The following is a 24,832-nucleotide window of genomic DNA, read 5'->3' as shown; positions in this document are numbered from 1 at the left end:
AGCCAAATCAATTAGCGAGCGAGATGCGTACAGGCAAGGAACCGGATTGCGACGTGTACTCTAAGTACACGAGCGATCCGAGGGCGATGCCCAAACGCATTTATTTCCATTTAAATTCTTGAGCGAGCGCTGTGCTGGTGCGAAGCTAGTGGCGACGTGCACATACTGTACACGAGCCGCGTAGCGACAAAGCCAGCGCGGCGCGCAGCCAAAAATCTTAATTAGCGAGCGAAATGCGGATGGGCAAGGAATCGGATTGCGACGTGTACGTCGAGTACACGAGCGATCCGATGACGAAGTCCAAACGCATTGCAGCCGATAATTTTAGTGGCGGAAGTGACGAATGCCGGTCATCACCATGGCAATGCCATGCTCATCCGCTGCTGCAATCACTTCTTCATCACGCAAAGAGCCGCCCGGTTGGATAATCGCCGAAACACCGTTCTCAGCGATTACATCCACGCCGTCGCGGAACGGGAAGAAGGCGTCTGACGCCGCTACCGAGCCACGCAATTCCAAACCAGCGCTGCGCGCTTTGATCGCAGCGATTTTGGTTGAATCCACACGGCTCATTTGGCCCGCGCCAATGCCGAGCGTTTGGCCTTTACCGCAGAACACAATCGCGTTCGATTTTACAAATTTCGCCACGTTCCAGGCGAACAGCAGGTCTTTCAATTGTTGATCGTTCGGGTGCAACTTGGTCACCACTTTCAAGTCGGCCAAAGTCAAAGCGTGTACGTCTGGGGTTTGTACCAGCAAACCACCACCCACTCGTTTCAGATCAAAACGGTTTTCGCCGCTTTCAATCGCCACTTCCAATACGCGCACGTTCTGTTTTTTCGCTACCAGTGCCAACGCTTCCGGCGTGTAGCCCGGTGCGATCAGCACTTCGAGGAACTGCGCCGAAACAGCTTCAAGTGTGTCAACGTCAACGACCTTGTTGAACGCAATAATGCCGCCGAAAGCGCTGGTCGTGTCGGTGGTAAATGCCGTGCGATACGCGGTGTAAAGGTCTTTCGCTACCGCCACGCCACATGGGTTGGCGTGTTTGACGATCACACAAGCTGGCTCTTCAAATTGCTTCACGCATTCCCAAGCGGCGTCCGAGTCAGCGATATTGTTGTAAGACAATTCCTTACCTTGGTGTTGCTTGTAGTTGGCCAAGCTGCCCGCAGCTGGATCGAGGTCGCGGTAGAACGCAGCAGACTGGTGTGGGTTTTCGCCGTAACGCATGTCTTGCACTTTTTCGAATTGCAAGTTCAGGCGGTTAGGGTAAGCCGCTTTTTCGCCGTCGGCAGTCAAAGCGGTGAGGTAGTTTGAAATTGCGCCATCGTAGGCTGCAGTGTGGCTGAAGGCTTTTTTCGCCAAGTTTTTACGCGTTGCTAAAGTTAAGCCGCCGTCGTTGGCTTGCATTTCAGCGATCAGCTCGCTGTAGTCAGCCGCATCGGTCACGATCGCCACATGAGCGTGGTTTTTCGCTGCCGAGCGCACCATGGCTGGGCCACCGATGTCGATGTTTTCGATCGCGTCTTCGTAGCTGCAATTTGGTTTAGCGATCGTCGCTTCGAATGGGTACAGATTCACGCACACCAGATCGATATTGCCGATACCGTGCTCTTTCATCGTGTCAACGTGGCTGTCCAGATCGCGACGGCCCAAGATGCCGCCGTGGATTTTTGGGTGCAGCGTTTTCACGCGGCCATCGAGCATTTCTGGAAAGCCGGTGTAATCGGCGACTTCAATTACCGGAACGCCGTTGTCGGCGAACAATTTGGCGGTACCGCCAGTTGATAGAATTTCAACGCCTTGCGCAGCCAGCGCCTGGGCGAATTCAAGAACACCAGTTTTGTCAGATACGCTAATCAGCGCACGAGTGATTTTGCTCATCGTTTTTCCTTGTTGAATGTGAGGAGTGAGGGGTAAGGAGTAAGGCGTGGCGGTTTTTACACCTCACACCTCTTTCCTCACGCCTCACAGCAAGTCGTAGGTTTGTAATTTTTTACGCAGGGTATTGCGGTTAATGCCCAGCATTTCTGCGGCCTGGGTCTGATTACCCCCAACCCGTTCCAGTACTTCGATCAGCAAAGGCTTTTCCATCCGGCCCAGCACCATGTCGTACAAGGCGCTCGGTGGCTCACCATCAAGATCGTTGAAGTATTGCGCCAGCGATTCTTTAATCGCGATTGCAATCACATCGGTGGATGCATTCATAAAACTTCCTATTTTTGTTTTTTTATTGCGCGTCAACGACAGCGCTAATTTCTTGGTATTGCAAGCCTGAGTTGTATTGCAATCGGTCACCAAACTGCAGCAAGTGGTCAAAAAATTGGCGGGTAAATGCCGCTTGCGCAGCGGTGCTGTCCTCGGCATACATCGCCTGCCGAAATTCATTACTGCCGTGCAGGCCTTTGGTGTACCAGGCAATATGCTTGCGGGCGATGCGGCAGCCCGAGTATTCACCGTAAAACTTGTATAAATCGTCCAGATGCCCGAGCAATACATCGCGAATCTCGATCACTTGCGGCGCGGGGAGTTCTTCCCCTGTGGCAAGGTAATGCGCGATTTCGCGGAAAATCCACGGGCGGCCTTGCGCAGCGCGGCCAATCATAATGGCGTCAGCACCGGTGGTGTTGAGGACGTGCGCCGCTTTTTGCGGGCTATCGATGTCGCCGTTGGCGATTACTGGGATTGAAATCGTTTGTTTGACGGCGCGGATTAGCTCGTAACGCGCATCGCCGTTATACATGTCTTCGCGCGTGCGGCCATGAATCGCCAAGGCGGCGATGCCAGCTTGCTCGGCGCGTTGGGCGACGCGGATGATATTTTCGGCGCCATTGGCAAAGCCAAGCCGGGTTTTAAGCGTGACAGGGACTTCTACCGCGTCGACGACGGCATCAAGAATCTCGCCGACCAGCTTTTCATCCTGTAATAGCGCCGAGCCGGCGAGCTTATTGCAGACCTTTTTCACCGGGCAGCCCATATTAATGTCGATGATTTGCGCACCATTGGCGACTTGATAGCGCGCGGCCTCGGCCAACGCGGCAGGATCAGAGCCGGCGATTTGAGCGGAAATCGGCGCGAGCTCGCCATCAAAATTGGCACGATTGAGCGATTTTTTGGCTGCACGCAGCGATTGATCGCTGGTGATCATTTCGGAGACGGCATGGCCCGCGCCAAATTTTTTGCAAAGCTGGCGAAATGGCTTATCCGTCACCCCGGCCATCGGCGCGACGATCAGATTATTTTTGAGCTGATAGGGGCCAATTTGCATAGTCGGGGTGCACACCAAAACGTCAGGAAAGAGGGGTCTTTCGGGCCGATTTGACGCTCGCTTTCATGGGGGAATCAGGGAAGGCGCGGATTGTACCGCCTGACTAAAAAATAGGCAATCAGAAAGAAGGGGTATTCAAAATACCAGCCGCGGTATGGCCATGCGGGCCAGATCGGGCTTTGATTTGCGGGCAATACGTCGCTTCATTTTTTTGTACAACAGCGCAAGGCTGGAGCGCGAACGATGCGGCAGGTATCATGCTGCCACCTTCGATCGTTGCCTGCGGACAAACGCTATGAATATCACTGCTGTGAAAGACTATTTGCTGACCTTGCAGCAAAACATTGTGGCCACCTTGGAAAACCTCGATGGTCAATGCTTTCGTACCGACAGCTGGGATCGCCCGGAGGGCGGCGGCGGGATTAGCCGTCTGATTGAAGGCGGTGCATTATTCGAGCGCGGCGGGGTGAACTTTTCGCATGTGATGGGCGCGCAACTGCCGCCATCGGCCAGCGCACATCGCCCCGAGCTGGCAGGCCGTGCTTGGGAGGCAATGGGGGTGTCGCTGGTGCTGCATCCGCGCAATCCCTACATCCCGACGGTGCATATGAATGTGCGTTTCTTTATCGCCAAGCCGATTGAAAATGAACCGGCAAAGAGTGCGGGATCGAGCCAAGGCGGTGAGGAGAGTGCGACGCAACGGTACAAGGAAGTACCGCAAGGAGCACGCGACGAAACCAACGAAGGCGCAGACCCGCAATCGCAGCCGGTTTTTTGGTTTGGTGGTGGCATGGATCTCACGCCTTATTACGGTCACGAAGATGATGCGCGACATTTCCACCAAAGCTGCAAAGACGCGCTTGATCCATTTGGTGGTGAGCTGTATCCCAAATTCAAAGACTGGTGCGATAAATACTTCTTCTTGAAGCACCGCAATGAAGCACGCGGTGTCGGCGGCATTTTCTTTGATGATTTTTCCGAGTTGGGCTTTGACGGCTCGCTGGCAATGCTGCAATCGGTGGGCGACGCTTTTTTGAAAGCCTATGTGCCGATTGTCGAGCGTCGGCGCGATTGCGAATATGGTGAGCGTGAACGTGATTGGCAAGCTTATCGCCGTGGCCGTTATGTCGAATTTAATCTGGTCTGGGATCGCGGTACTTTGTTTGGCCTGCAATCCGGTGGGCGCACCGAATCTATCCTGATGTCGATGCCGCCAGTGGCCAACTGGCGCTACGACTATCACCCCGAGGCGGGCAGCCCGGAGGCTGCGCTATACACCGATTTCTTGCCGCATCGCGATTGGCTTTAAGGTATTTCAAGGCAAATGAAATAGCTCGTTCAATTGTGCTTTGGCCTTGAGCGGGGCACCTGCAGCAAGATGCAGTAAAACCTGTTCCAGCACAATGGACGGAATGATTTGTGCCAGTGGTTTTTGGTACTGGGTGAGAAATTCATCTGCCAGCGCGTCTTGCTGATCAAGCAGGCGGGCAAACTGGCGCAGCAAGGCAATCGGGCTATTGGCGCTGGCTGGCTCAGCCAGAGCTGGTGTGGTAGGCGTGATCGCTTCATCTTCTATTGTCCTGGCTGCTTCATTGGCTGAACCCGATGCGACGTCAAGGCTGGCGCGCAATTGCTGGTTTTCGGCTTCAAGCAGCTGGATTTTCCGTCGCAGACTCAGGTGTACCGCGACGCGCGAGAGCAGGATCGCCGGAAAAATGGGTTTGACAATGAAATCGGTCGCGCCCAGTGCCAGCCCCATCGCAACGTCCTGATTTTCCGAAATGCTACTGAGAAAAATAATTGGAATATCGGCCAGACTGGGCGTTTCCCGAATCCGCTGGCAGGTTTCATAGCCGCCCATTTCCGGCATCAGCACATCCATCAGAATCAGGTCGGGGTAGGGCGGTTTGGTGAGTATTTCCAGTGCATTCACGCCATTGGTCGCAATCTGGGTTTTGTAATTGTCTTTCAGCAAGGCCGTTAGCAAGCTCAGGACATCGGGCGTGTCATCGACAATCAGAATGGTCTGTCTCTCTAGCGTATTGCTCATTCTTGTGCCTTTCCATCGTAATTAGAGAGGTTGTCCTGCGCACTAATAACGAGCGTCAGCGCGGCTTTAAATTGGTATTGTTCAATATAGTGATGTATTTGGGCCACTGTGTCGGCTGATAACAGCCCCAGCCTGGCTTCGATTGATCTGAAGTAATCGCCCGATTCGCCGTCTTGCCGCTCCAGCATGCTTGCAAGCTGCTGCAAAATGCCGATGGTCTCTTCCTCCGTGCGGTGATCCCATTGCAATGCTTCGTTGGCTGGCAGGCCAAGCATGTCTTGAGCCAGTGCGCCAAGTCGTGCCTCCAGCTCTGCCAGTTCGGCTTCTAGAAAAGATTCCAGTTCGGCTTCCAGATCAGCCTCGAGTCGGGTCTCTGTACCATGCTGGCGCAAGCGCTCCTCGATCCGCTGCGCTTGTTTCTGGACGTGCCCGGCACCAATATTGCCAGCCACGCCTTTCAGGGTATGTGCCAGGCGCAAGGCAGATGATGTGTCGTGGCTGGCCAAGGCTTGGCGTATCTCGGCGGCGCTATTGAGCTGGGTGCGTGCAAAGCGCTGCAGCAAATCCAGATACAGCCCGTGATTAGCCGCGACACGCTCCAGCGCCCGCTCGGTATCGAGCTGGGTTAAGCGATTGAGCCATGCTGGCGCTGCCTCGAGCTGCAGGCCGGGCTGGTGCTGGGACGGCGAGAACTTGAGCCATTGCTGTAGTACCCGGAACATGCGCTCGGGGTCTATGGGTTTGGACAGATGATCATTCATGCCCTCTTTGAGGCAGCGCTCTTTTTCGTCGGCAAAGGCATGCGCGGTCATCGCAATAATCGGCAAATGATCGTAGGCGTGATCCTGCCGTATCAGCTGGCTGGCCTGATGCCCGTCCATAACCGGCATCTGCAAATCCATCAGCACCAGACTGTAATAATCTGGTGCAGCGGTACGGATTTTATCTAGCGCTTCTTGTCCATGGTGGGCAATGCTGACTTGAGCTCTGCTGGCCTGCAGCAATTCGGTGGCGATTTGCCGGTTGATGTCGTTGTCTTCTACCAGCAGGATATGCGCGCCAGACAGATTGGGTAGCTGCTCGCTAATAGGCGGGGCAGGCTGGTTTGGCGTGTGTAGCAGGCTGAGCAGCGTATTGAATAGTGCAGACGGGTTCACCGGTTTGGGCAAAATGGCATCGGCCTGATCGACGCTATTGTGCATGGTGCTGGTATCGTAAGCGGTGACCAGTACCGTTTTTGGCGCTGCGCCAAACCCTGATTTGATCTGCCTGATCAATTCAATACCATCCATTTGCGGCATGATCCAGTCGGTAAAAACCAGCGAATACGGCGCTGTCTGTTCGGCCATCTTGATGGCCGCCAGCGCTTCGCAGGCTGAAGCCACCGTATCAACGCGGCAGGAGTAGGCGCGCAGTGCGGTGGACAAAATTTCGCGGGCTGCGGCATTGTCGTCAACCACCAGAATACGCATGCCATCCAGATTACCGGGTAAGCCGAGGATGGACGTCTGTTGCTCGGCAACGCCAAAAGTGCAGTCAAAGCTGAAGGTTGAACCTTGTCCGGGATGGCTCTCGACCCAGATATCGCCGCCCATCAGTTCTACCAGTCGCTTGCAAATCGATAAACCCAGCCCTGTGCCACCAAAACGGCGGGTTGTTGATTCATCGGCCTGGCTAAACGGTCTGAATAGTCTGGCGCATTGCTCGGTACTCATGCCAACGCCGGTATCACGGACAGTAAACCGCAGTTTGACCTGATTGGGGGCGGGAAAGCGGGCGCTGCAGCTAATGTGAACTTCGCCTTGCTCGGTAAATTTAATGGCGTTACTGACCAGATTGATCAGTACCTGCCCCAAACGGGTTGGGTCTCCATATAAGGTCGTTGGCACGTCGGCCTGAATCTGTAACAGGTATTCCAGATTTTTTTCGTTGGCCTTGTTTTGCGTCATCGTTGCGACGTGAGCCATCACGTCGTCCAGATTAAAACTGATATTCTCGATCGGCATTTTACCGGCTTCGATTTTGGATAAATCGAGCACGTCATTGAGCAGGCCGAGCAAGGAGAGGCCAGCTGAATGGATTTTTTGCAGATAGTCGCGCTGCTGCGGGCTTAAATCGCTGCGTAATGCCAGATTGGCCAAACCGATAATGGCATTCATCGGGGTGCGGATTTCATGGCTCATATTGGCCAGAAAGGCGCTTTTGGCCTGATTGGCGTCTTCAGCCAATTGGCTGTTGCGGCGAAAATAGTAGGCAATACCCAAAAAGAAAATCAGCAGCAGATTGAGCGCCAGCATTTGCACGATAACAAATTTGGCTTCTTCACCCAGCTTTTGCTCAATGTCGGCGTTATTGATCAGTAAGCGGATCGTGCCTATCGTGCCGTAAGCCGTAGAGGTGATTTCAAATGTCTTGAGCTGCTTGGCTGCGCCGATGTGCCCGAAGCCATCCCGGATCTTGCCGTCGGCGCTACGGGTCAGCTCTATCATCTTGAATGAATCGGTATCGATGGCGATTGAATCGACAAAATGGTTGTCCATTTCCGATAGCGTAATGCCACGTGCAGTTTTTTCGTCAAAACCCCAGATCGCGCTAGGCAGGGAGATGGACAGGCGATTCAGGATGCTGTTGCTGGCAATCGCTCTTTCATTGAGCAGTGCGGTTTTTTTCTGGGTGTAGTTATAAAACCCGGTGGCTGACAAGACTGCGCTCACCACCAGGATCGTGATGATGATGAGCTCCAGATTGCTGTTTTTTGCCGCTTTTCGCAACATGGCAGGCCTGGCTAGGCGGGTTTGCCGACATGGCTTGGTGCTCTCAACTCCGAGAGGCGTTGATTGTGCCCTTTGAGCCAGGTAAACAATTCGGCTGCCGGCATGGGTTTGGCAATAAAGTAACCTTGGGCAATTTCGCAGCCAAATTGTTGTAATAAACGCCAGTCTTGCTGCGTTTCAACGCCTTCAGCGACGGTCGACATGCCCAGCCGGTTCGCCATGTCGATGGCCGATTGCAAAATGATCGACAGGTTTTGCTGCTGGCAAGCGCCGTTGACAAACGAGCGGTCAATTTTGAGCTCGGTAAACGGGATGCGTGCCAGTTGCTGCATGGATGAAAAACCCGTGCCGTAGTCGTCAATCGACAGGCCAAAGCCTTTTAGCCTGAGTCTGGCCAATGTGCCCAATGCAGCGGCGAGATTATTGACGACCGAACTTTCGGTGACTTCCCAGGTAATCTGTTCGTTCGATATCCCATGCAGCGCCGGGATTTTGGTGATTTCCTGGAAAAAATTGATCGAGCTGAGCAGGCGCGGCGACAGATTGATGGCGTAGCTTAAATGCAGGCTGCGCTGATTCCACGCTGCGCATTGCCGGATGGTTTGTTCGGCAATCGCTAGCGTAAGCAGGCGGATGATGTGATCGGACTTTTCTGCCAGCGGAATGAAAAAGTCCGGTGCAATCAGACCCAGCTCGGGGTGCTGCCAGCGCGCGAGCGCTTCGACACCTTTGATCAGCCCTGTTGCAACATCGACTTTGGGTTGAAAAAAAGGAACAATCTGGCCATGTGCAATGGCTTCGATCAGGTCTTCCTGCCGAAGCTGCGCGGTGATCGGCGAATGCTTGTGATGCGGTTGCCGTTGCAGCTGGCTTAAACCATTCAAGCTGGCGAGCAATTGTGCCGGGTTGATTGGTTTTCGCAGACTGCCAAGCAAGGGTTGCCCCAATGTGGTAATCATGGTGCTGACGCTGCTGATCAGACTTTCTTCGCGGCTTGACGCGATAATCAGCGGAATCTGGTAATGCAATTCCTGCAATTTCTGGATCAGTTCGACGCCATCCATATCCGGCATTTCCAGATCGACCATCATGATGTCGGGTTGCTTTTTCAGCAGTGCCAGTAGCTCTAGTGCCTCAAGGCCGTTGCCCGCCTGAAAAATCAAACGAATACCCAGCTTCTCGCACATTTCGACGGCAAAGCTGCGTTGCAGCGGGCTATCGTCGACGATCAGAATGCTTTTGTTCGACAACTCGGTATTAGCGGCCATATTGCTCAATAACCTGTGAAATTTTGTCTAGGCTGACGATTTGCTTGATGCCGCCCAGCGCAATGGCTTCTTTGGGCATACCAAATACCACGCAGCTGGCTTCGTCCTGCGCATACGTGACTGCGCCGGTGTCGTGCATTTCCTTGATGCCGCGCGCGCCGTCGTCGCCCATGCCGGTCATGATGATGCCGATGGCATTTTTACCTGCGTTTTTGGCTACTGAGCGAAACAGCACATCGACCGATGGGCGATGACGCGATACCAGTGGGCCATCAATGACCTCAACGTAATACTGCGCGCCGCTGCGCTTGACCAGCATATGCTTGCCGCCGGGGGCGATCAGAGCACGGCCAGGCACAATCCGGTCGTTGTTTTTGGCTTCAAATACTTCAATCGCACACAGGTTGTTGAGGCGATTGGCAAAGCTTTGCGTGAATTTTTCCGGCATATGCTGAACGATAACCAAGCCCGGGCAGGTGGCGGGCAGAGCGGTAAGAACTTGCTCTAGCGCTTGCGTGCCGCCGGTTGACGTGCCCAGGGCGATAATTTTCTCGGTGGTGGGTAGATGCTGGCTGTTCACTGGCGCGTCCATAATCGCGTCGGCGGTCAGCTTGGGGGCGTTCATTCTTTCCTGGCTGATTGCGCTGGTGCTGGGGCGAGCGCGTGCAATGCCTACTTTGGCCATTGCTGCTTCGCGAATGGCCGAGGTGAGCTGATTGGCGCTTTCCTGCAGAAAATCGCGCAAGCCCAGTGTGGGCTTGGTAATGATGCTGATCGCGCCAGCGGCCATTGCCTCAATGGTAATGTCGGCTCCGCGTTCTGTTAGCGTTGAGCAAATTACCACCGGTGTTGGCCGTGTACTCATGATCTGTTTTAAAAAGGTAATACCGTCCATCCTGGGCATTTCAATATCCAGCAAGATGACGTCGGGCCACTGGTTCTGCATTTTGCTCATGGCAAAAATCGGGTCGGGCGCCGTGCCGATCACTTCAATATCGCGATGCTTGAGCAACAAGTCCTGCATGACCTGACGCACCACCGATGAGTCGTCTACGATCATTACTTTGATGGTCATGTCTGTGCCTCTTTGCGGGCGATGGTTTTTTTGTTGTGCTGAGCGCTGGCGAGCAGGCCTAGGCTGCGTAAATGCGGTTTCATTGTTCTGACTCTTTGGCGGCTGCATGGCTTGAGCCCAGTAATTTCTTGTCGCGCAGCATGTCTATCGTTCCCTTGTATACATTCAGACGTATATACCTGTAGCCTTTGCCATTAATGTCTTTGCGGGCAATACCCAGCTTGAGTTGCTTGAAGTAATCCAGCGCAAATTGCGTGTTCTGCCGTCCTATCGATTCTGTCGCCGGTTCGGCCGGGAAAATGCGGCCACCACCGTAGAGCCCGATTTCAAAATCGGGCCAATGAAAACCCAGCGCTTTGATCCGTTTTAGCATCAGTTGCAGAGTTTCATCGCCGTACCTGGTATCTGCAAGCTGTCCGCTGTGCTCCTTTGGGCGGCGGGGCAGCAGGTAGTGGCACATGCCGCCCAGTCGTGCTTGCGGGTGCCAGAACGTGACGGCAACGCAAGAACCGAGCAGCGTTTCAATAAAGTCATACTCCCGACCCAGATACCAGTCGCCCACATTCAAAATCAGTCGACGCGCGCTCATGGCCCGATCTGATAGATGGAAGGGCCGCATGCCTTGAGCTGCAGATTGCCATCCAGACCATTGAGCGTTTCCGCATGGCCGATCAACAGCCAGCCGCCGGGTTTCAGATGCCGACAAACATTCTGGATAACCTGTGCCTTGGTGGGCGGGTCAAAGTAGATCAGTACGTTGCGCAGGAAAATGACATCAAACAAACCCGTGCTTTTGGGCAAGTTGAGCAGGTTTTTTTGCGAAAAATGCACGCTATCCCGCACCGCTTGCTGGACCAGCAGATGCCCTTCGTAGGCATCACTGCCACGCAGACAATAGTTTTTCAGGTAATCCGGCGGGATTTTTTGTCCCCGGTGCAAAGGGTAAAGCCCGCGTTTGGCGTAAGCCAGAACACGGGTGCTGATGTCGGAAGCCTCGATATGCCACGGCTGCGGATTGCGCTGTGCGTGAAGCAGCATGGCAATCGAGTAGGCCTCTTCGCCTGTCGAGCTGGCGGCAGACCAGATCCGAAAATCGTTCTGGGCGGCTTTGCGCGGCAGAATATGCTGGGCCAGATACCTAAAATGCTCCTCTTCGCGAAAAAAGTAAGTTTCATTGGTGGTGATCAGATCAATCGCTCTTTGCTGCTCGGCCTCTTGACCTGGGCTGAGCAGAAATTCGTGGTAAGCGCGCAGGCTGGGTAACGCCAATTCGTGAACCCGCGATGCCAGCCTGCTGGTGAGCAATGACTTTTTGCTGCTACTGAGATAGATACCGATTTTTTGCTGGAAAAAATCACGAAAAAGCGCCATTTCAGCATCGCTTACGTCAAGGGTTTGCTGACTTGTTGCTACTTTGGCGGTTTGGCGCGTTGTTTTCATCGGGCTTAAAATCATGTAGCAGTCACCGCATTGTCAGGCGACGAGCTGCCCGCCAATCCAATCAGGCTGGACATTTCGTCAACAGCCAGCACACGCTGGATATCGAGCGCAATTACAAAGCGCTCACCCAGACTGATCATGCCATCAATAAAATCGGCGCGAATCTGCGCGCCAAAATTGGGCGCAGGTTCGATCTGGCTGGGCTCGATACTCAGCACTTCATTGACTGCATCCACCATGACTCCTAGCGCCAGTACGTTTTCTTCCTGACTGACTTCCAGAATGACGATGCAGGTACGGCGAGAAATCTGTGTATTGCTGCGGCCAAAGCGCGCAGCCAGATCAATCACCGGCACGACCGAGCCGCGCAAATTAATCACGCCGCGCAGAAAATCAGGCATCAGCGGGATTTCGGTCAGGCCGGAAAACTCGATGATTTCGCGAATATTCTCGATCGGGATGGCAAATATTTCACCACCCAGCGTCAAGGTCAGAAATTGTTTGCCCTGCGGTGTTTCTTCTGCACGGACTGTGGATCTTGCCATGCTTTGCGTTAGTAAGCTGCCCATCATGCTCTCCAATCAAAAGCGCGAGAAATTCGCTTCATCCACCGCGTCATGACCAGAGTCCAGCATGGAAACCCGGCCTCCGCCAACGCTGCTGCGAGCTACGTTCTGTTTGGATGGCAATACCCGCTTGTGTGCGGCATTGTTCAGACGGAAAAAGCGGATCATTTCCTGCAGCTGGATGGCTTGCGCACTCATTTCCTCCGAAGTGGACGAAAGTTGCTCCGAGGCTGCTGCGTTCATTTGCGTGGTATTGGCCAGTTGACCAACGGCAGAGTTGATCTGGTCAAGGCCATTGGTTTGTTCGCGCGATGCAGCGCTGATTTCCTGCACCAGATCGGCCGTTTTGCGAATTGCCGGTACCATTTGATCCAGCAGCGTGCCTGCTCTTTCGGCCAGGGTTACGCTGCTGCTGGCCACTTCGGAAATCTCCTGTGCGGCAATCTGGCTGCGCTCGGCCAGCTTGCGTACTTCGGCGGCAACAACCGCAAAGCCTTTGCCGTGTTCGCCAGCACGCGCAGCCTCAATCGCTGCATTGAGCGCCAGCAGATTGGTCTGATAGGCGATGTCGTCAACAATACCGATTTTTTTGGCAATTTGCCGCATGGCCGCCACAGTTTCTTTGACTGCCTCACCACCTTCGACGGCATCGTTGGATGATTTGCTCGCCATGCCATCGGTGACGCGGGCGTTGTCCGAGTTTTGCGAAACGGTTGAAGAAATTTCTTCGACTGCCGCGCTGGTTTGTTCCACGCTGGCCGCTTGCTCGGAGGCGTTCTGGCTTAGCGATTGCGCCGAGGCAGAAACTTCTTCGGACGCCGAAGCCAGAGCATTGGCCGTATCGCTCACTTCACCCATCACGCTGGTCAGCTTGCTGACCATTTGCTGGGTATTGAATAGCAAGCTGCTTTGATCATTCGGACGCAGCTGGATTTGCACCGTTAAATCGCCTTCGGAGATTTTTTTCAAGGTATCGACGACCAGAGCAGGCTCGCCACCGATCTGTTTGACAATCAGGCGGGTAATCCACAGCCCGATCACGATGGCCAGCGCAAAAGCGCACAACATCATGATAATCATGGTTTTGCTGATGCTGGCGGTAATTGCTTCACTGGCTTTGTTGGTCTGATCGGCAACGTCGGTGTTGATTTTGATCAGGTTTTGCAGTGTCACCAGCATCTGGTCAAACTGGGGCTTGGTTTCTGTCCGCATCAGGTGGATTGCTTCGGCATGTTGGCCAGCAGCCAGTAGCTCCAGTGTTTTATCTGTAGCCGCATTGACCTTGCTGTATTGCTGCTCAAAAACAGGAATCAGTTGAGCTTCTTCGGGGGCTAGTAGCGTTTTTTTATAAGTGGCAAATAACTCGTCACTATTTTTCTTGTCGAGTGCAATTTTCTCTTTCTGGTCTGCAATTGACTCAGCTTCATTCAGTGCCACTGCCACATAAAGTCGACGATAGTTTTGAATTTGATAGCTTTTGACTTCCCCCAGATCACGAATCGGAATCAGGCGATCGTTATACGTCGAGCTGAGCATGCCGCTTATTTTGTCAATTTGCACATAAGCGTAAGCGCCCAGAATCAAGGTCAGTGCGGCTACGATTAAAAACGTGCTGACCAGTTTTGTATTAAGGCGTAGCTGATAAAACCATTGCATGTTCAATTCCCCCACAAATGTTTTGAATTCTAATGATTGATTTTTTCTGATACTTCGGTGTTGCTTGCAGCGAGCACTGGAGGCATTTCCCGCTGGCTGGTCATATGGATCAGGTGCGGAATATCCAGAATCAGCGAAACCTGCCCGTTACCCAGAATGGTGGAGCCGCCAATGCCCTTCATATGCTGAAATAACAGCCCCAGTGGTTTGATGACAGCCTGAAATTCGCCTAGTAGCTGATCGACGACCAGTCCTGCTCTTTGTGAACCGTATTGAACAACGACCAGACTTTCTCTCTGCTGTGCTGCTGAAGGCGGGTGGCCAAATAGCGAGCGCAAACGGATAAAGGGCAGCGGTTCACCGCGCAGTTTGATGATGTTGTGCCGGTAATCCTGATGCACGAGGTCCACGCATTCAATCACCATCTCCAGCGGAATCACGTAGACCGAGCCATTGACCATGACCTGGAAGCCATCAATGATCGCCAGTGTCAGCGGCAGCCGGATACGGATGGTTGCGCCGTGTCCAGGCGTGCTATCGACTTCAACTTCGCCTCGAAGTGCTTCGATATTCTTTTTGACGACATCCATCCCGACGCCACGCCCCGACAGATTGGTGACTTTTTCTGCGGTAGAAAAACCCGGCTCGAAAATCAGGCGGTAGATTTCGTTGTCCGACAAGTGCTGCTCGGCGGTAATCAGCCCACGTTCGATGGCTTTGGCCAGTATGCGTTCGCGATTGAGCCCGCGACCATCGTCGGAGACTTCAATCACGATGCTGCCCGAATCATGAAAGGCATTCAGCCGCATAATCCCGCACGAAGGTTTGCCCAGCAAAATGCGGTCTTCGGTTGATTCCAGCCCGTGATCCATGGCATTGCGCACGATATGCATCAAGGGGTCGGACAATTTTTCGACCATGGATTTATCCAGCTCGGTCTCTGCGCCGGTAATGACCAGCTCGATTTCCTTGCCCAGATCGCGCGACACCTCGCGCACCACCCGAGGAAAACGCTGGAATACTTCGCCAATCGGCACCATGCGCAAGGTGAGCGCCGCGTCGCGAATTTGCTCAACCAGTACCGATACCGATTGCGCAGCTTCTTCAAAGGCATTGACCGATTTTTGCTTGGCAACCAGATTGGCACCCGCGCCGGCAATGACCAGCTCGCCAACCAGATCGATCAGTTGATCAAGTTTGCCAACTTCAACCTTGATAAATTTCTGCTCGTGGCTGCGTTTCTCTTCGCTTTGCTTTTGTTTGCTCAGCGCGGCTGAAACCACATTGGGCGGCACCATTTGCTGTTCGACCAGCATGGTGCCGAGCGGCGGTGGCCTGTCTTGCTCCTGCTGCTGATTGAGCACCCGTTCCAGCTCGCTTTCACTGAGCGCACCGCCATGAATCAGGATTTCGCCGAGCCGCCCGGCAGGCTCGGCCAGGCTGTCGATCAGCTGGATATATTCATCAATTTTGCTGTGCGGCGGCAAAATGCGGATCTGGCTTTCTTCGCGGACAAATTCAAAGACGCCCTCGATCTGGCTGCGGGTCGCGTCCGATTCAAAATCGATTTCGTAACCCAGATAGCTGCTTTCTGCATCGTAATGCTCAGCGTCGGGAATTTGCTCGCTGATGGTGTGCAAATGGACAATCTGGCCCAGCGTACACAGGTAGCGGATAAACGACAGCGGGTCGAGTCCCTGTCGCAGTACATCTTCATTAAAGCGCAGCGACAAATGCCAGTTGTCGCTGCTCACACGCTCGCCTTCGTCGATTTCGAACTGGGCGGCAGGTTCTGGCTCGGCCGCTTCCAGTGCGGTTTGCGCTACGGGTGGCGTATCCAGGTAGCTTTTAAGCTCGGCTTCCAGTTTTGAGCGTAGCGCCGGATTGGGCTCTTCCTGTTCGGTATTGCGCTCGATGGCGTCGACGAGCGTCGCAATATAGTCGCCCGACTTCAGCAGCAGCGAGAGCATGGCTTCGTCGATTTCCAGCTTGCCATTGCGAACCCGATCAAGCACGCTTTCAACGATATGCGTAAAGCTGACGACATTGTCAAAAGCAAACAGGCCGGCCGAGCCTTTGATGGTGTGTGCGGCGCGAAAAATGGCGTTGATGCCGTCCGGCCCTCCCGTGCCAGCCTCGATTTGCAGCAAGGCGTCTTCCATCGCTACCAGGAGTTCACGCGCTTCTTCGACCAGCGCTGCGCGAGCCGCGTCCAGATTCATGCTGTTTCTCCTCGGGGCATCAGTAGGGGGTCGCCCAGTTGAGCTGCCAGATTGAGCAATTCAATGACGCCCAGTACTGTCGGGCTGTGGTGCGTGTACACCATGGTTTTTTGCTGGCGTTGCGCTTCCTGTTTGAGAAAGAGCAAGAGCTGGATACCGGTGCTGTCAATGTCATCAACACCGGAAAGATTGACTTCCAGGCTCTCGCTGCTATTTGATAACGCAGTAAGGAGCGCGGTTTTCTGCTCTGCGGCTTCAAAAATAGTCAAACTGTGATTGGCCTGAATCGCGGCCGTTTCTGGGGGCGGGCTGGATGGCGTACTCATTCTCGCTCCTGTGGGTATATGTCGCTATGACTTATTATTATTGGTTTGTATGAATATACCCGTTAGGCCATGATGAGCTTGGAGATCGCGTCGAGCAGTGCCGGGGGCTGAAAAGGCTTGAGCACCCAGGCGCGTACGCCAGCTGCTTTGCCTTCCTGTTTTTTGCTGTCGTCACCTTCGGTGGTGAGCATGATGATGGGTGTGAATTTGTAATTGGGCAGCAGCTTGGCTGCTTTGACAAAGCTGATGCCATCCATATTGGGCATGTTCACATCGGAGATGATCAGATTGTATTTGCGGCCATCCAGTTTGCTCAGTGCATCTTTGCCATCGCTGGCCTCTACTACCTCGTAACCCGCGCCCTTGAGCGCGATACTGACGGTTTGTCGCATGCTGAATGAATCGTCAACAATAAGAATGGTCTTGGCCATGTTCGCTATTCCTGAATAAGTGGCTGAGGTTAGAAAAAGTCGATTGAAGTGGTGGTGGCTGCCGCTTTTTGCCCGGTATGTGCCTGGCGTTGCTCGCTGGTGGTGTAGGTTTTATGCAGCTCGTTCAGCCATTGCTGGCGATCGGGTAGCGCCTGCTGGCGGGCCAGTAGATCGGCCAGTTTTTCGATATCGCGTTCGATGTGATCCATGATCTGGCTAACGCGATCCTGAAATTGCAGATTGATAATCACATCCTGCACTTCATGTTCAACCGCGCGCCCTTCATTGGTGAGCTGCTCGATGGTGGTGCCCAGCTCGACTGCCACCTGATGAAAATCGGCAATGACTTCGCTGATTGTTGTTTTGGAGTTGCCTATCATTTGTGCTTCGCTGTGCGACAGCCTTTGCGCCGAAGCCAATGCGCCCTGAATGGTGGCGTTGATCGATTCAACTTTGCTGCTGATGTGCTTGCCGGTTTCGCCCGATTGGGTCGAGAGTTTGCGTACTTCATCGGCGACCACGGCAAACCCCCGTCCGGCCTCGCCAGCGCGGGCGGCCTCAATGGCGGCATTAAGCGCGAGCAGATTGGTTTGTGCGGCAATTTCTGCGACCGACGTGGCCATCTGTTTGAGTTCGGTATTGAATTGTCCCAGACCTTCGATCTCGCTGAGCAGTGTTTCCCTGTCCTTCAATATTTGCTCCAGCGCCGAGACAATTCCGCCCAGACCCTGTTCGGCCTTCTGGATGGTTGTGATGACCTGACCGCCACTGCTGCCCGATGCCAGTTGCAATGTTTCATTTAGCCCGTGATTGATATTGCCAAAACGCATAGCGAGCGAGTCGATGGCTTCCTGGCTTTGCGAACGGGCGAGGGATAGATTTCTTTTCCAGAGCGGTAGTACATCGACCATCAGCGGAGGTAAATCACTGTGGATGGGGGGCACAGGGGCGTGCTCGATGCGAACAATGTCTTCTTCTTTGGTTGAGCTGGGAGTAAATGCTAAAAGGAGCAGCAGGATAATCGCCCCCAGTATCAGGCCATGCCACCATGTTGATGCCAGCAAAGCCACGGCAATCAGATTGAGTATCCCGATGCCAAGCTGACGAATTTGATCTGTTTTCACGCTGTCCCCTCTCCTGTAATTATTTGCGCAGCATAATTAGTATTCTCTAATTTACTGTTGGGTGCTCAACGGCGAATTGCGATCAGCGACTTGTGTTGGTTTTTTGTACCATCGCGCATGCTTTCGCCGACATGCATAAAAGCTGCAAGCCTGTATCTGTATAAGACATGAACAATCAATTGTCATGGCGAAATAAGATGTCAGCAGATGTCAGCTTTTTCTGCGAAACTGTCGCTGATTCGGGCTGGTCCATCGTTGCCAAAAAGTAGCCGAGCCTGATTTAAATTAAGGTTTCTGGAAGTTTTGTACGGGTAATCACCTAAATCTGGCAAACTAGCCGCGACATAAAAGCACTTGGTTTTTGAGCGATTTTCAAAGGGATGAGTCATGGAAACGATGCAGGGGATGTACGATCCCGCCAACGAACACGACGCCTGTGGTGTGGGCTTTGTCGCTCATATCAAAGGCCAGAAGAGCCACAGCATCATTGAGCAAGGTTTGCTTATTTTAAAAAACATCGATCACCGTGGTGCCGTCGGTGCCGATGCATTGGCAGGTGATGGTGCAGGTATCTTGATCCAGATCCCGGATGCATTGCTGCGCAGAGAGATGCTTACCCAGGGTATTGTGTTGCCGCCAGTGGGTGATTACGGCGTGGCGATGTGTTTTCTGCCGCAAGAGCCTGCCGCCCGTGCCGCCTGTGAAGAAGAAATCGAGCGCGCAGCCCGCGCGGAAAAACAAGTTGTGTTGGGCTGGCGCGATGTGCCGGTGAATCGCGAGATGCCAATGTCGCCGCTGATTAAAGCTACCGAGCCGGTGATTCGTCAGCTGTTCATCGGTCGCGGCAATGATGTGCTGGTTACCGATGCGCTGGAACGCAAGCTCTACATCATCCGCAAACGCGCTTCGCACGCGATTCGCGCGCTGAAACTCAAGCACGGTGGCGAGTATTACATTCCGTCTTGTTCGGCGCGTACGCTGAACTACAAAGGCTTGTTGCTGGCTGATCAAGTCGGTGAGTATTACCTCGATCTGCAAGACCCTGCCTGTATCTCGGCGCTGGCCTTGGTGCATCAACGCTTCTCGACCAATACCTTCCCGACCTGGGATCTGGCGCATCCATTCCGCTATATCGCGCACAACGGCGAGATCAACACACTGCGCGGCAATGTGAACTGGATTCGCGCGCGTGAAAAAGCGATTAGCTCGCCTGTGCTCGGCAAAGACATCGATAAAATCTGGCCGCTGATTTATCCAAATCAATCCGATTCGGCGTCTTTTGATAATGCGCTCGAATTACTGGTGATGGGCGGCTATTCACTCGCGCAAGCGATGATGATGATGATCCCTGAAGCATGGGAAAAGAACAGCGAAATGGACGAAAAACGTCGCGCCTTCTACGAATATCACGCTGCAATGATGGAGCCATGGGATGGCCCGGCTGCCGTTGCGTTCACCGATGGTCGTCAAATCGGCGCGACGCTCGATCGTAATGGCCTGCGCCCAGCACGTTATCTCGTCACGAACGACGATCTGGTCGTGATGGCATCTGAATCTGGTGTGTTGCCAATTTCAGAAGATCGCATCAATAAAAAATGGCGCCTACAACCGGGCAAAATGTTCCTGATCGACTTGGAGCAAGGCCGTATCATCGACGACAAAGAGCTGAAAGACAGTCTGTCCAACGCCAAGCCGTATCGCGAATGGATCGACAAAATTCGCGTCAAATTGGATGACATTGAAGGTGACGAGCTCACTCCCGCCTCACACCTTACTTCTCACGCCTTGCTTGATCAGCAGCAAGCGTTTGGCTACACGCAAGAAGACATCAAATTCATTCTTGAGCCAATGGCCAAGAATGGCGAAGAACCCACCGGCTCGATGGGCAACGACGCGGCGTTGACCGTGTTGTCGCGCAAAGACAAGCCGCTGTACAACTACTTCAAGCAATTGTTTGCGCAGGTAACCAACCCGCCAATCGATCCAATCCGCGAAGATATGGTGATGTCGCTGGTGTCGTTTATCGGCCCGAAACCGAACTTGCTCGGTACAACCGACATCAATCCACCGATCCGTCTGGAAGTGGCGCAGCCAATTTTAAGCACCAAGCAATTCGAGAAAATCCGCAATATCGGCCAATACACCAGCGGTAAGTTCTACTCGCACGAGCTGGATATTTGCTACCCCGCCGCTTGGGGCAAAAACGGCGTTGAAGCGCGTTTGGCATCCTTGGTGGCTGAAGCCGAGGATGCAGTGAAGTCCGGCGCGAATATCCTGATTGTGTCCGATCGCAAAATGGATGCCGAACACGTGGCGATCCCCGCGCTGCTGGCAACTTCTGCAGTACACCAGCATCTGGTCAAACGCGGCTTGCGCACCAGCACCGGTCTGGTGGTTGAAACCGGCTCGGCGCGCGAAACGCACCACTTTGCGCTGCTCGGCGGTTATGGCGCGGAAGCGGTTTACCCTTACCTCACGCTCGCAACCTTGGCTGATCTGGCTTCTTCAAATGGCGGTGATGCTGAACTGGCTAGCAAATACCAGAAAAACTTCATCAAAGGCGTAGGCAAAGGCTTGCTGAAAGTGATGTCGAAAATGGGTATTTCGACTTACATGTCCTACACCGGCGCGCAGATTTTCGAAGCGATCGGTCTGCAAAAAGCCTTTGTTAAGAAATACTTCACCGGCACCGCGAGCAATGTTGAGGGTATCGGTCTGTTTGAAGTGGCCGAAGAGGCCGTGCGCCTGCATACCGCTGCGTTTGGTAGCGATCCAGTGCTGGCCAATATGCTCGACGCCGGTGGCGAATACGCCTTCCGCACCCGCGGCGAAGACCATTTGTGGACGCCGGATTCCATCGCCAAGTTGCAACACGCAACGCGCAGCAATTCATACTCAACGTACAAAGAATATGCCGCACTGATTAATGATCAGAGCAAACGTCATCTGACTTTGCGTGGCCTGTTTGAAATTAAATCGGCCGGCGCACCAGTACCACTCGAAGAAGTTGAATCTGCCGCTGACATCGTGAAACGTTTTGCCACCGGCGCGATGTCGCTCGGCTCGATTTCGACCGAAGCGCATTCAACGCTGGCAATTGCGATGAACCGCATTGGCGGTAAATCAAATACCGGTGAAGGTGGTGAAGATGCAACGCGCTTCAAACCGCTGCAGGCCGGACAAACGCTGTCTGAAGTGATCGGTAAAAACCGCATTGAGCGTGACTATACCTTCAAAGAAGGCGATAGCCTGCGCTCAGCGATTAAGCAGGTTGCTTCGGGTCGCTTTGGCGTGACGACTGAATACTTGGTTAATGCCGATCAAATCCAGATCAAGATGGCACAAGGCGCGAAGCCGGGTGAGGGTGGCCAGCTGCCAGGTCACAAGGTTTCCGAGTACATCGGTAAGTTGCGTCACTCGGTGCCGGGTGTTGGCCTGATTTCTCCACCACCGCACCACGATATTTACTCGATCGAAGATTTGGCGCAGCTGATTCACGATCTGAAAAACGTCAATCCTGTTGCTTCGATTTCGGTCAAGCTGGTTGCCGAAGTGGGGGTGGGTACCGTGGCGGCAGGTGTTTCCAAAGCCAAAGCCGATCATCTGGTCATTGCCGGTCATGACGGCGGCACTGGCGCTTCGCCGCAATCGTCGATCAAGCACGCAGGCGGGCCGTGGGAACTCGGTTTGGCTGAAACCCAGCAAACGCTGGTGCTGAATAAATTGCGTGGTCGGATTCGTGTGCAGGTCGATGGCCAAATGAAAACGGGTCGCGACGTCGTGATTGGCGCCTTGCTCGGGGCCGATGAGTTCGGTTTTGCGACTGCGCCGCTGGTCGTTGAGGGTTGCATTATGATGCGCAAGTGTCACCTCAATACGTGTCCGGTCGGGGTGGCAACGCAAGATCCAGTCCTGCGCCAACGCTTCTCAGGTCAGCCTGAACATGTGGTGAATTACTTCTTCTTCGTCGCCGAAGAAGCACGCCAGATCATGGCGCAAATGGGGATCCGCAAGTTTGACGATTTGATTGGTCGCTCTGATTTGCTCGATAAACAAGCTGGCGTTGAGCACTGGAAAGCCAAGGGTCTTGATTTCAGCAAGATTTTCTACCAGCCCAAAGCACCTGCCGAAGTGGCTCGCCTGCACGCTGAAGTGCAAGATCACGGCCTGAATAAAGCCCTTGACCAAGAGCTGATTAAACAAGCTGCACCGGCGCTTGAGCGCGGTGAAGTTACGCAAATCAGCCTGCCAGTGAAAAACATCAACCGTACCGTGGGCGCGATGCTGTCGGGTGAAGTGGCGCGCCGCTATGGTCATGCCGGGTTGCCAGAAAATACCATAGGTATTGCTCTGCAAGGCACGGCAGGACAGAGCTTCGGGGCATTCCTCGCCCGGGGTATCACAATAACGCTGACTGGCGAAGGCAATGATTACGTCGGTAAAGGCCTGTCGGGTGGTCGAATTGTGATTCGTCCTGACGCCAGCTTTGTCGGTAAAACATGGGAAAACATTATCGTCGGCAATACCGTGCTGTTTGGTGCGATTGCCGGTGAAGCGTTCTTCGCTGGCGTTGGCGGCGAGCGTTTCGCGGTGCGTAATTCCGGTGCAACCGCAGTCGTTGAAGGAACAGGCGACCACGGTTGCGAATACATGACTGGCGGGACGGTGGTGGTGCTGGGCAATACTGGCCGCAACTTCGCGGCGGGGATGTCGGGCGGGATTGCTTATGTTTACGACCCGGAAGGCGTATTTGCTAGCCGCTGCAATATGGCGCAAGTGGCGTTGGAGCAAGTCGTGGCGAGCGATGAGCAAGCCAAGAACATCGAGCAGTCTCCATTCCACAATGGCGTGGCTGATGAAGTTCAGCTCAAAGCCTTGATCGAAAAACACGCTGCCTTGACTGGCAGCGTGCGCGCCGCCGAGATTTTGGCAAATTGGTCAGCAAGCCGTGCTGCTTTCGTAAAAGTATTCCCGAACGAATATCGTCGTGCACTGAAAGAAATGGCGGCAGCCAAAGTGCAAACTGCCCAGAAGGAGATCGCATAATGGGTAAGCCAACAGGTTTTCTAGAAATCGAGCGCGTCAAAGATAGCTACGAGCCAGTGGCGCAACGCTTAACGCATTACCGCGAGTTTGTACCTGCACTCGATGACGCTGCAGCCAAATTGCAAGGCGCGCGCTGCATGGATTGCGGTATTCCATTCTGCAATAACGGCTGCCCAGTCAATAATGTGATCCCCGATTTTAACGATCTGGTGTACCAGCAAGACTGGCAAAACGCGCTGACTGTATTGCACTCGACCAATAACTTCCCCGAGTTTACTGGCCGCGTGTGCCCTGCGCCGTGCGAAGCAGCCTGTACGCTGGGTATTAATGCTGATCCGGTCGGTATTAAGTCCATCGAGCGCGCAATCATCGACAAAGGCTGGGATAACGGTTGGGTCGTGCCACAGCCTGCCAAAGTCAAAACGGGCAAGAAGGTTGCCATTGTTGGCTCTGGCCCGGCGGGTCTGGCCGCTGCACAACAGCTCGCTCGCGTGGGTCACTCGGTGACCGTATTCGAGAAAAATGACGCGGCGGGTGGCTTGCTGCGTTACGGTATTCCTGATTTCAAACTCGAAGCTGAAGTGATTGATCGCCGTCTGGAGCAAATGCAGTTCGAGGGTATTGCCTTCAAGACCAATACAGTCATTGGCTCTAGTGATATACCTAAAGGTATTGTTAATGACGCGAAAACCGTTGTCACGCCAGCCGAGCTTGAAGCAGCGTTCGACGCGGTGATTTTGGCCGGTGGCGCCGAAGTGCCGCGCGATTTGCCTGTGCCGGGGCGTGAGCTCAAAGGCGTGCATTTCGCGTTGGAATTGTTGATCGCACAAAACAAGCAAAACGTCGGTGGCGCAGCTAACCCGATCAATGCCAAGGACAAGCATGTGGTCGTCATCGGCGGCGGCGATACAGGCAGCGATTGCGTGGGGACCAGTAACCGTCATGGCGCGGCGAGTGTGACTCAGCTCGAACTGATGCCGATCCCGCCGGAAGTCGAAGACAAACCGCTGGTTTGGCCTTACTGGCCGGTCAAGCTGCGTACGTCGAGCAGTCACGAAGAAGGCGTTGAGCGCGATTTCGCGGTGCAAACGCAAGAGTTCGTCGGCGAAAACGGCGTGCTTAAAGCGGTGAAACTGGTGCGATTGGATTGGGTTGACGGCAAGCCTACCCCGGTTGCGGGTAGCGAGTTTGAGCTGAAAGCTGATCTGGTATTCTTGGCGATGGGTTTCACCAATCCAGTGGCCAGCTTGCTCGACAGCTTCGGTGTCGAAAAAGATGCCCGCGGCAATGCCAAGGCGACGACCGATGGTGCGGGTTGCTACCAAACCAGCGTCGCCAAAGTGTTTGCAGCCGGTGACGTACGCCGCGGTCAATCTTTGGTCGTCTGGGCGATCCGCGAAGGCCGCCAAGCTGCGCGTGAAGTGGATGCCTATCTGATGGGCACTAGTACTTTGCCGCGCTAAGCGACTAGTTTTGGATCGGGTAAAAAAGCCGGCAATCCTGCCGGCTTTTTTTATTGCCAAGGCACGCGCCTTAATTAGCCGTATAATCGGACGATTGAATTGGCTGGATGACGAAGGATT

General features: G+C 53.9%; 18 protein-coding genes. 3 read left to right on the top strand and 15 right to left on the bottom strand.

Annotated elements, in window-relative coordinates; genetic code table 11:
* Positions 1–324 precede the first annotated feature (324 nt).
* From purH to dusB, 3 genes are all read right to left on the bottom strand, one after another.
* A complete protein-coding gene (gene purH, locus ABHF33_RS05975) occupies positions 325–1,887 on the bottom strand; it encodes a bifunctional phosphoribosylaminoimidazolecarboxamide formyltransferase/IMP cyclohydrolase (protein ID WP_348946057.1) in 1,563 nt (520 codons plus the stop codon).
* Positions 1,888–1,971: 84 nt separating this feature from the next.
* Entirely contained in the window at positions 1,972–2,211 is a 240-nt protein-coding gene (locus tag ABHF33_RS05970; protein WP_180305985.1) for a helix-turn-helix domain-containing protein, read from the bottom strand.
* 22 nt (positions 2,212–2,233) lie between these two features.
* Positions 2,234–3,271, bottom strand: coding sequence for a tRNA dihydrouridine synthase DusB (gene dusB, locus ABHF33_RS05965; protein ID WP_348946056.1), 1,038 nt, complete (start codon positions 3,269–3,271; stop codon positions 2,234–2,236).
* 295 nt (positions 3,272–3,566) lie between these two features.
* Between dusB and hemF the strand changes: the two genes are divergently transcribed.
* Entirely contained in the window at positions 3,567–4,580 is a 1,014-nt protein-coding gene (gene hemF, locus ABHF33_RS05960) for an oxygen-dependent coproporphyrinogen oxidase (protein ID WP_348946055.1), read from the top strand.
* Between the two features lie 6 nt (positions 4,581–4,586).
* Here the strand turns inward: hemF and ABHF33_RS05955 are convergent, their stop codons facing one another.
* From ABHF33_RS05955 to ABHF33_RS05900, 12 genes are all read right to left on the bottom strand, one after another.
* Positions 4,587–5,321, bottom strand: a complete 735-nt coding sequence (locus ABHF33_RS05955; RefSeq protein ID WP_348946054.1) for a response regulator — start codon at positions 5,319–5,321, stop codon at positions 4,587–4,589.
* Entirely contained in the window at positions 5,318–8,095 is a 2,778-nt protein-coding gene (locus ABHF33_RS05950) for a response regulator (RefSeq protein ID WP_348946053.1), read from the bottom strand. The genes ABHF33_RS05955 and ABHF33_RS05950 overlap by 4 nt, the downstream gene beginning before the upstream one ends.
* Positions 8,096–8,106: 11 nt before the next feature.
* A complete protein-coding gene (locus tag ABHF33_RS05945) occupies positions 8,107–9,363 on the bottom strand; it encodes an EAL domain-containing response regulator (protein WP_348946052.1) in 1,257 nt (418 codons plus the stop codon).
* A complete protein-coding gene (locus ABHF33_RS05940) occupies positions 9,353–10,438 on the bottom strand; it encodes a protein-glutamate methylesterase/protein-glutamine glutaminase (protein WP_348946051.1) in 1,086 nt (361 codons plus the stop codon). Before ABHF33_RS05940 ends, ABHF33_RS05945 begins: the two co-directional genes overlap by 11 nt.
* A gap of 79 nt (positions 10,439–10,517) precedes the next feature.
* Positions 10,518–11,027, bottom strand: coding sequence for a chemotaxis protein CheD (locus ABHF33_RS05935; protein WP_348946050.1), 510 nt, complete (start codon positions 11,025–11,027; stop codon positions 10,518–10,520).
* Positions 11,024–11,878, bottom strand: coding sequence for a CheR family methyltransferase (locus ABHF33_RS05930; protein ID WP_348946049.1), 855 nt, complete (start codon positions 11,876–11,878; stop codon positions 11,024–11,026). Before ABHF33_RS05930 ends, ABHF33_RS05935 begins: the two co-directional genes overlap by 4 nt.
* Before the next feature lie 11 nt (positions 11,879–11,889).
* Positions 11,890–12,450, bottom strand: coding sequence for a chemotaxis protein CheW (locus ABHF33_RS05925; RefSeq protein WP_348946048.1), 561 nt, complete (start codon positions 12,448–12,450; stop codon positions 11,890–11,892).
* Between the two features lie 9 nt (positions 12,451–12,459).
* A complete protein-coding gene (locus ABHF33_RS05920) occupies positions 12,460–14,100 on the bottom strand; it encodes a methyl-accepting chemotaxis protein (RefSeq protein ID WP_348946047.1) in 1,641 nt (546 codons plus the stop codon).
* 29 nt (positions 14,101–14,129) lie between these two features.
* Positions 14,130–16,322, bottom strand: coding sequence for a chemotaxis protein CheA (locus ABHF33_RS05915; RefSeq protein WP_348946046.1), 2,193 nt, complete (start codon positions 16,320–16,322; stop codon positions 14,130–14,132).
* The gene (locus ABHF33_RS05910; RefSeq protein WP_348946045.1) at positions 16,319–16,648 is read right to left on the bottom strand and encodes an STAS domain-containing protein; all 330 of its coding nucleotides are present in this window, start codon (positions 16,646–16,648) and stop codon (positions 16,319–16,321) included. The genes ABHF33_RS05915 and ABHF33_RS05910 overlap by 4 nt, the downstream gene beginning before the upstream one ends.
* A gap of 62 nt (positions 16,649–16,710) precedes the next feature.
* Complete coding sequence (locus ABHF33_RS05905) at positions 16,711–17,079, bottom strand: response regulator (RefSeq protein WP_157670167.1); 369 nt, start codon at positions 17,077–17,079, stop codon at positions 16,711–16,713.
* A 29-nt stretch (positions 17,080–17,108) separates the two neighbouring features.
* Positions 17,109–18,203, bottom strand: coding sequence for a methyl-accepting chemotaxis protein (locus ABHF33_RS05900; RefSeq protein WP_348946044.1), 1,095 nt, complete (start codon positions 18,201–18,203; stop codon positions 17,109–17,111).
* 387 nt (positions 18,204–18,590) lie between these two features.
* On the opposite strand from ABHF33_RS05900, the gene gltB reads away from it, so the two are divergent.
* Together gltB and ABHF33_RS05890 are read left to right on the top strand one after the other, a co-directional pair.
* Entirely contained in the window at positions 18,591–23,249 is a 4,659-nt protein-coding gene (gene gltB, locus ABHF33_RS05895; protein WP_348946043.1) for a glutamate synthase large subunit, read from the top strand.
* Positions 23,249–24,712, top strand: coding sequence for a glutamate synthase subunit beta (locus ABHF33_RS05890; RefSeq protein ID WP_348946042.1), 1,464 nt, complete (start codon positions 23,249–23,251; stop codon positions 24,710–24,712). Before gltB ends, ABHF33_RS05890 begins: the two co-directional genes overlap by 1 nt.
* Positions 24,713–24,832: the final 120 nt, after the last annotated feature.

Origin of the sequence: Chitinibacter sp. FCG-7, from assembly GCF_040047665.1 — a bacterium.
Classification (GTDB): Bacteria; Pseudomonadota; Gammaproteobacteria; order Burkholderiales; family Chitinibacteraceae; genus Chitinibacter; species Chitinibacter mangrovi.
The sequence above is the reverse complement of the archived record's forward strand: the minus strand, read 5'-3'. Positions and strand labels throughout refer to the sequence as shown.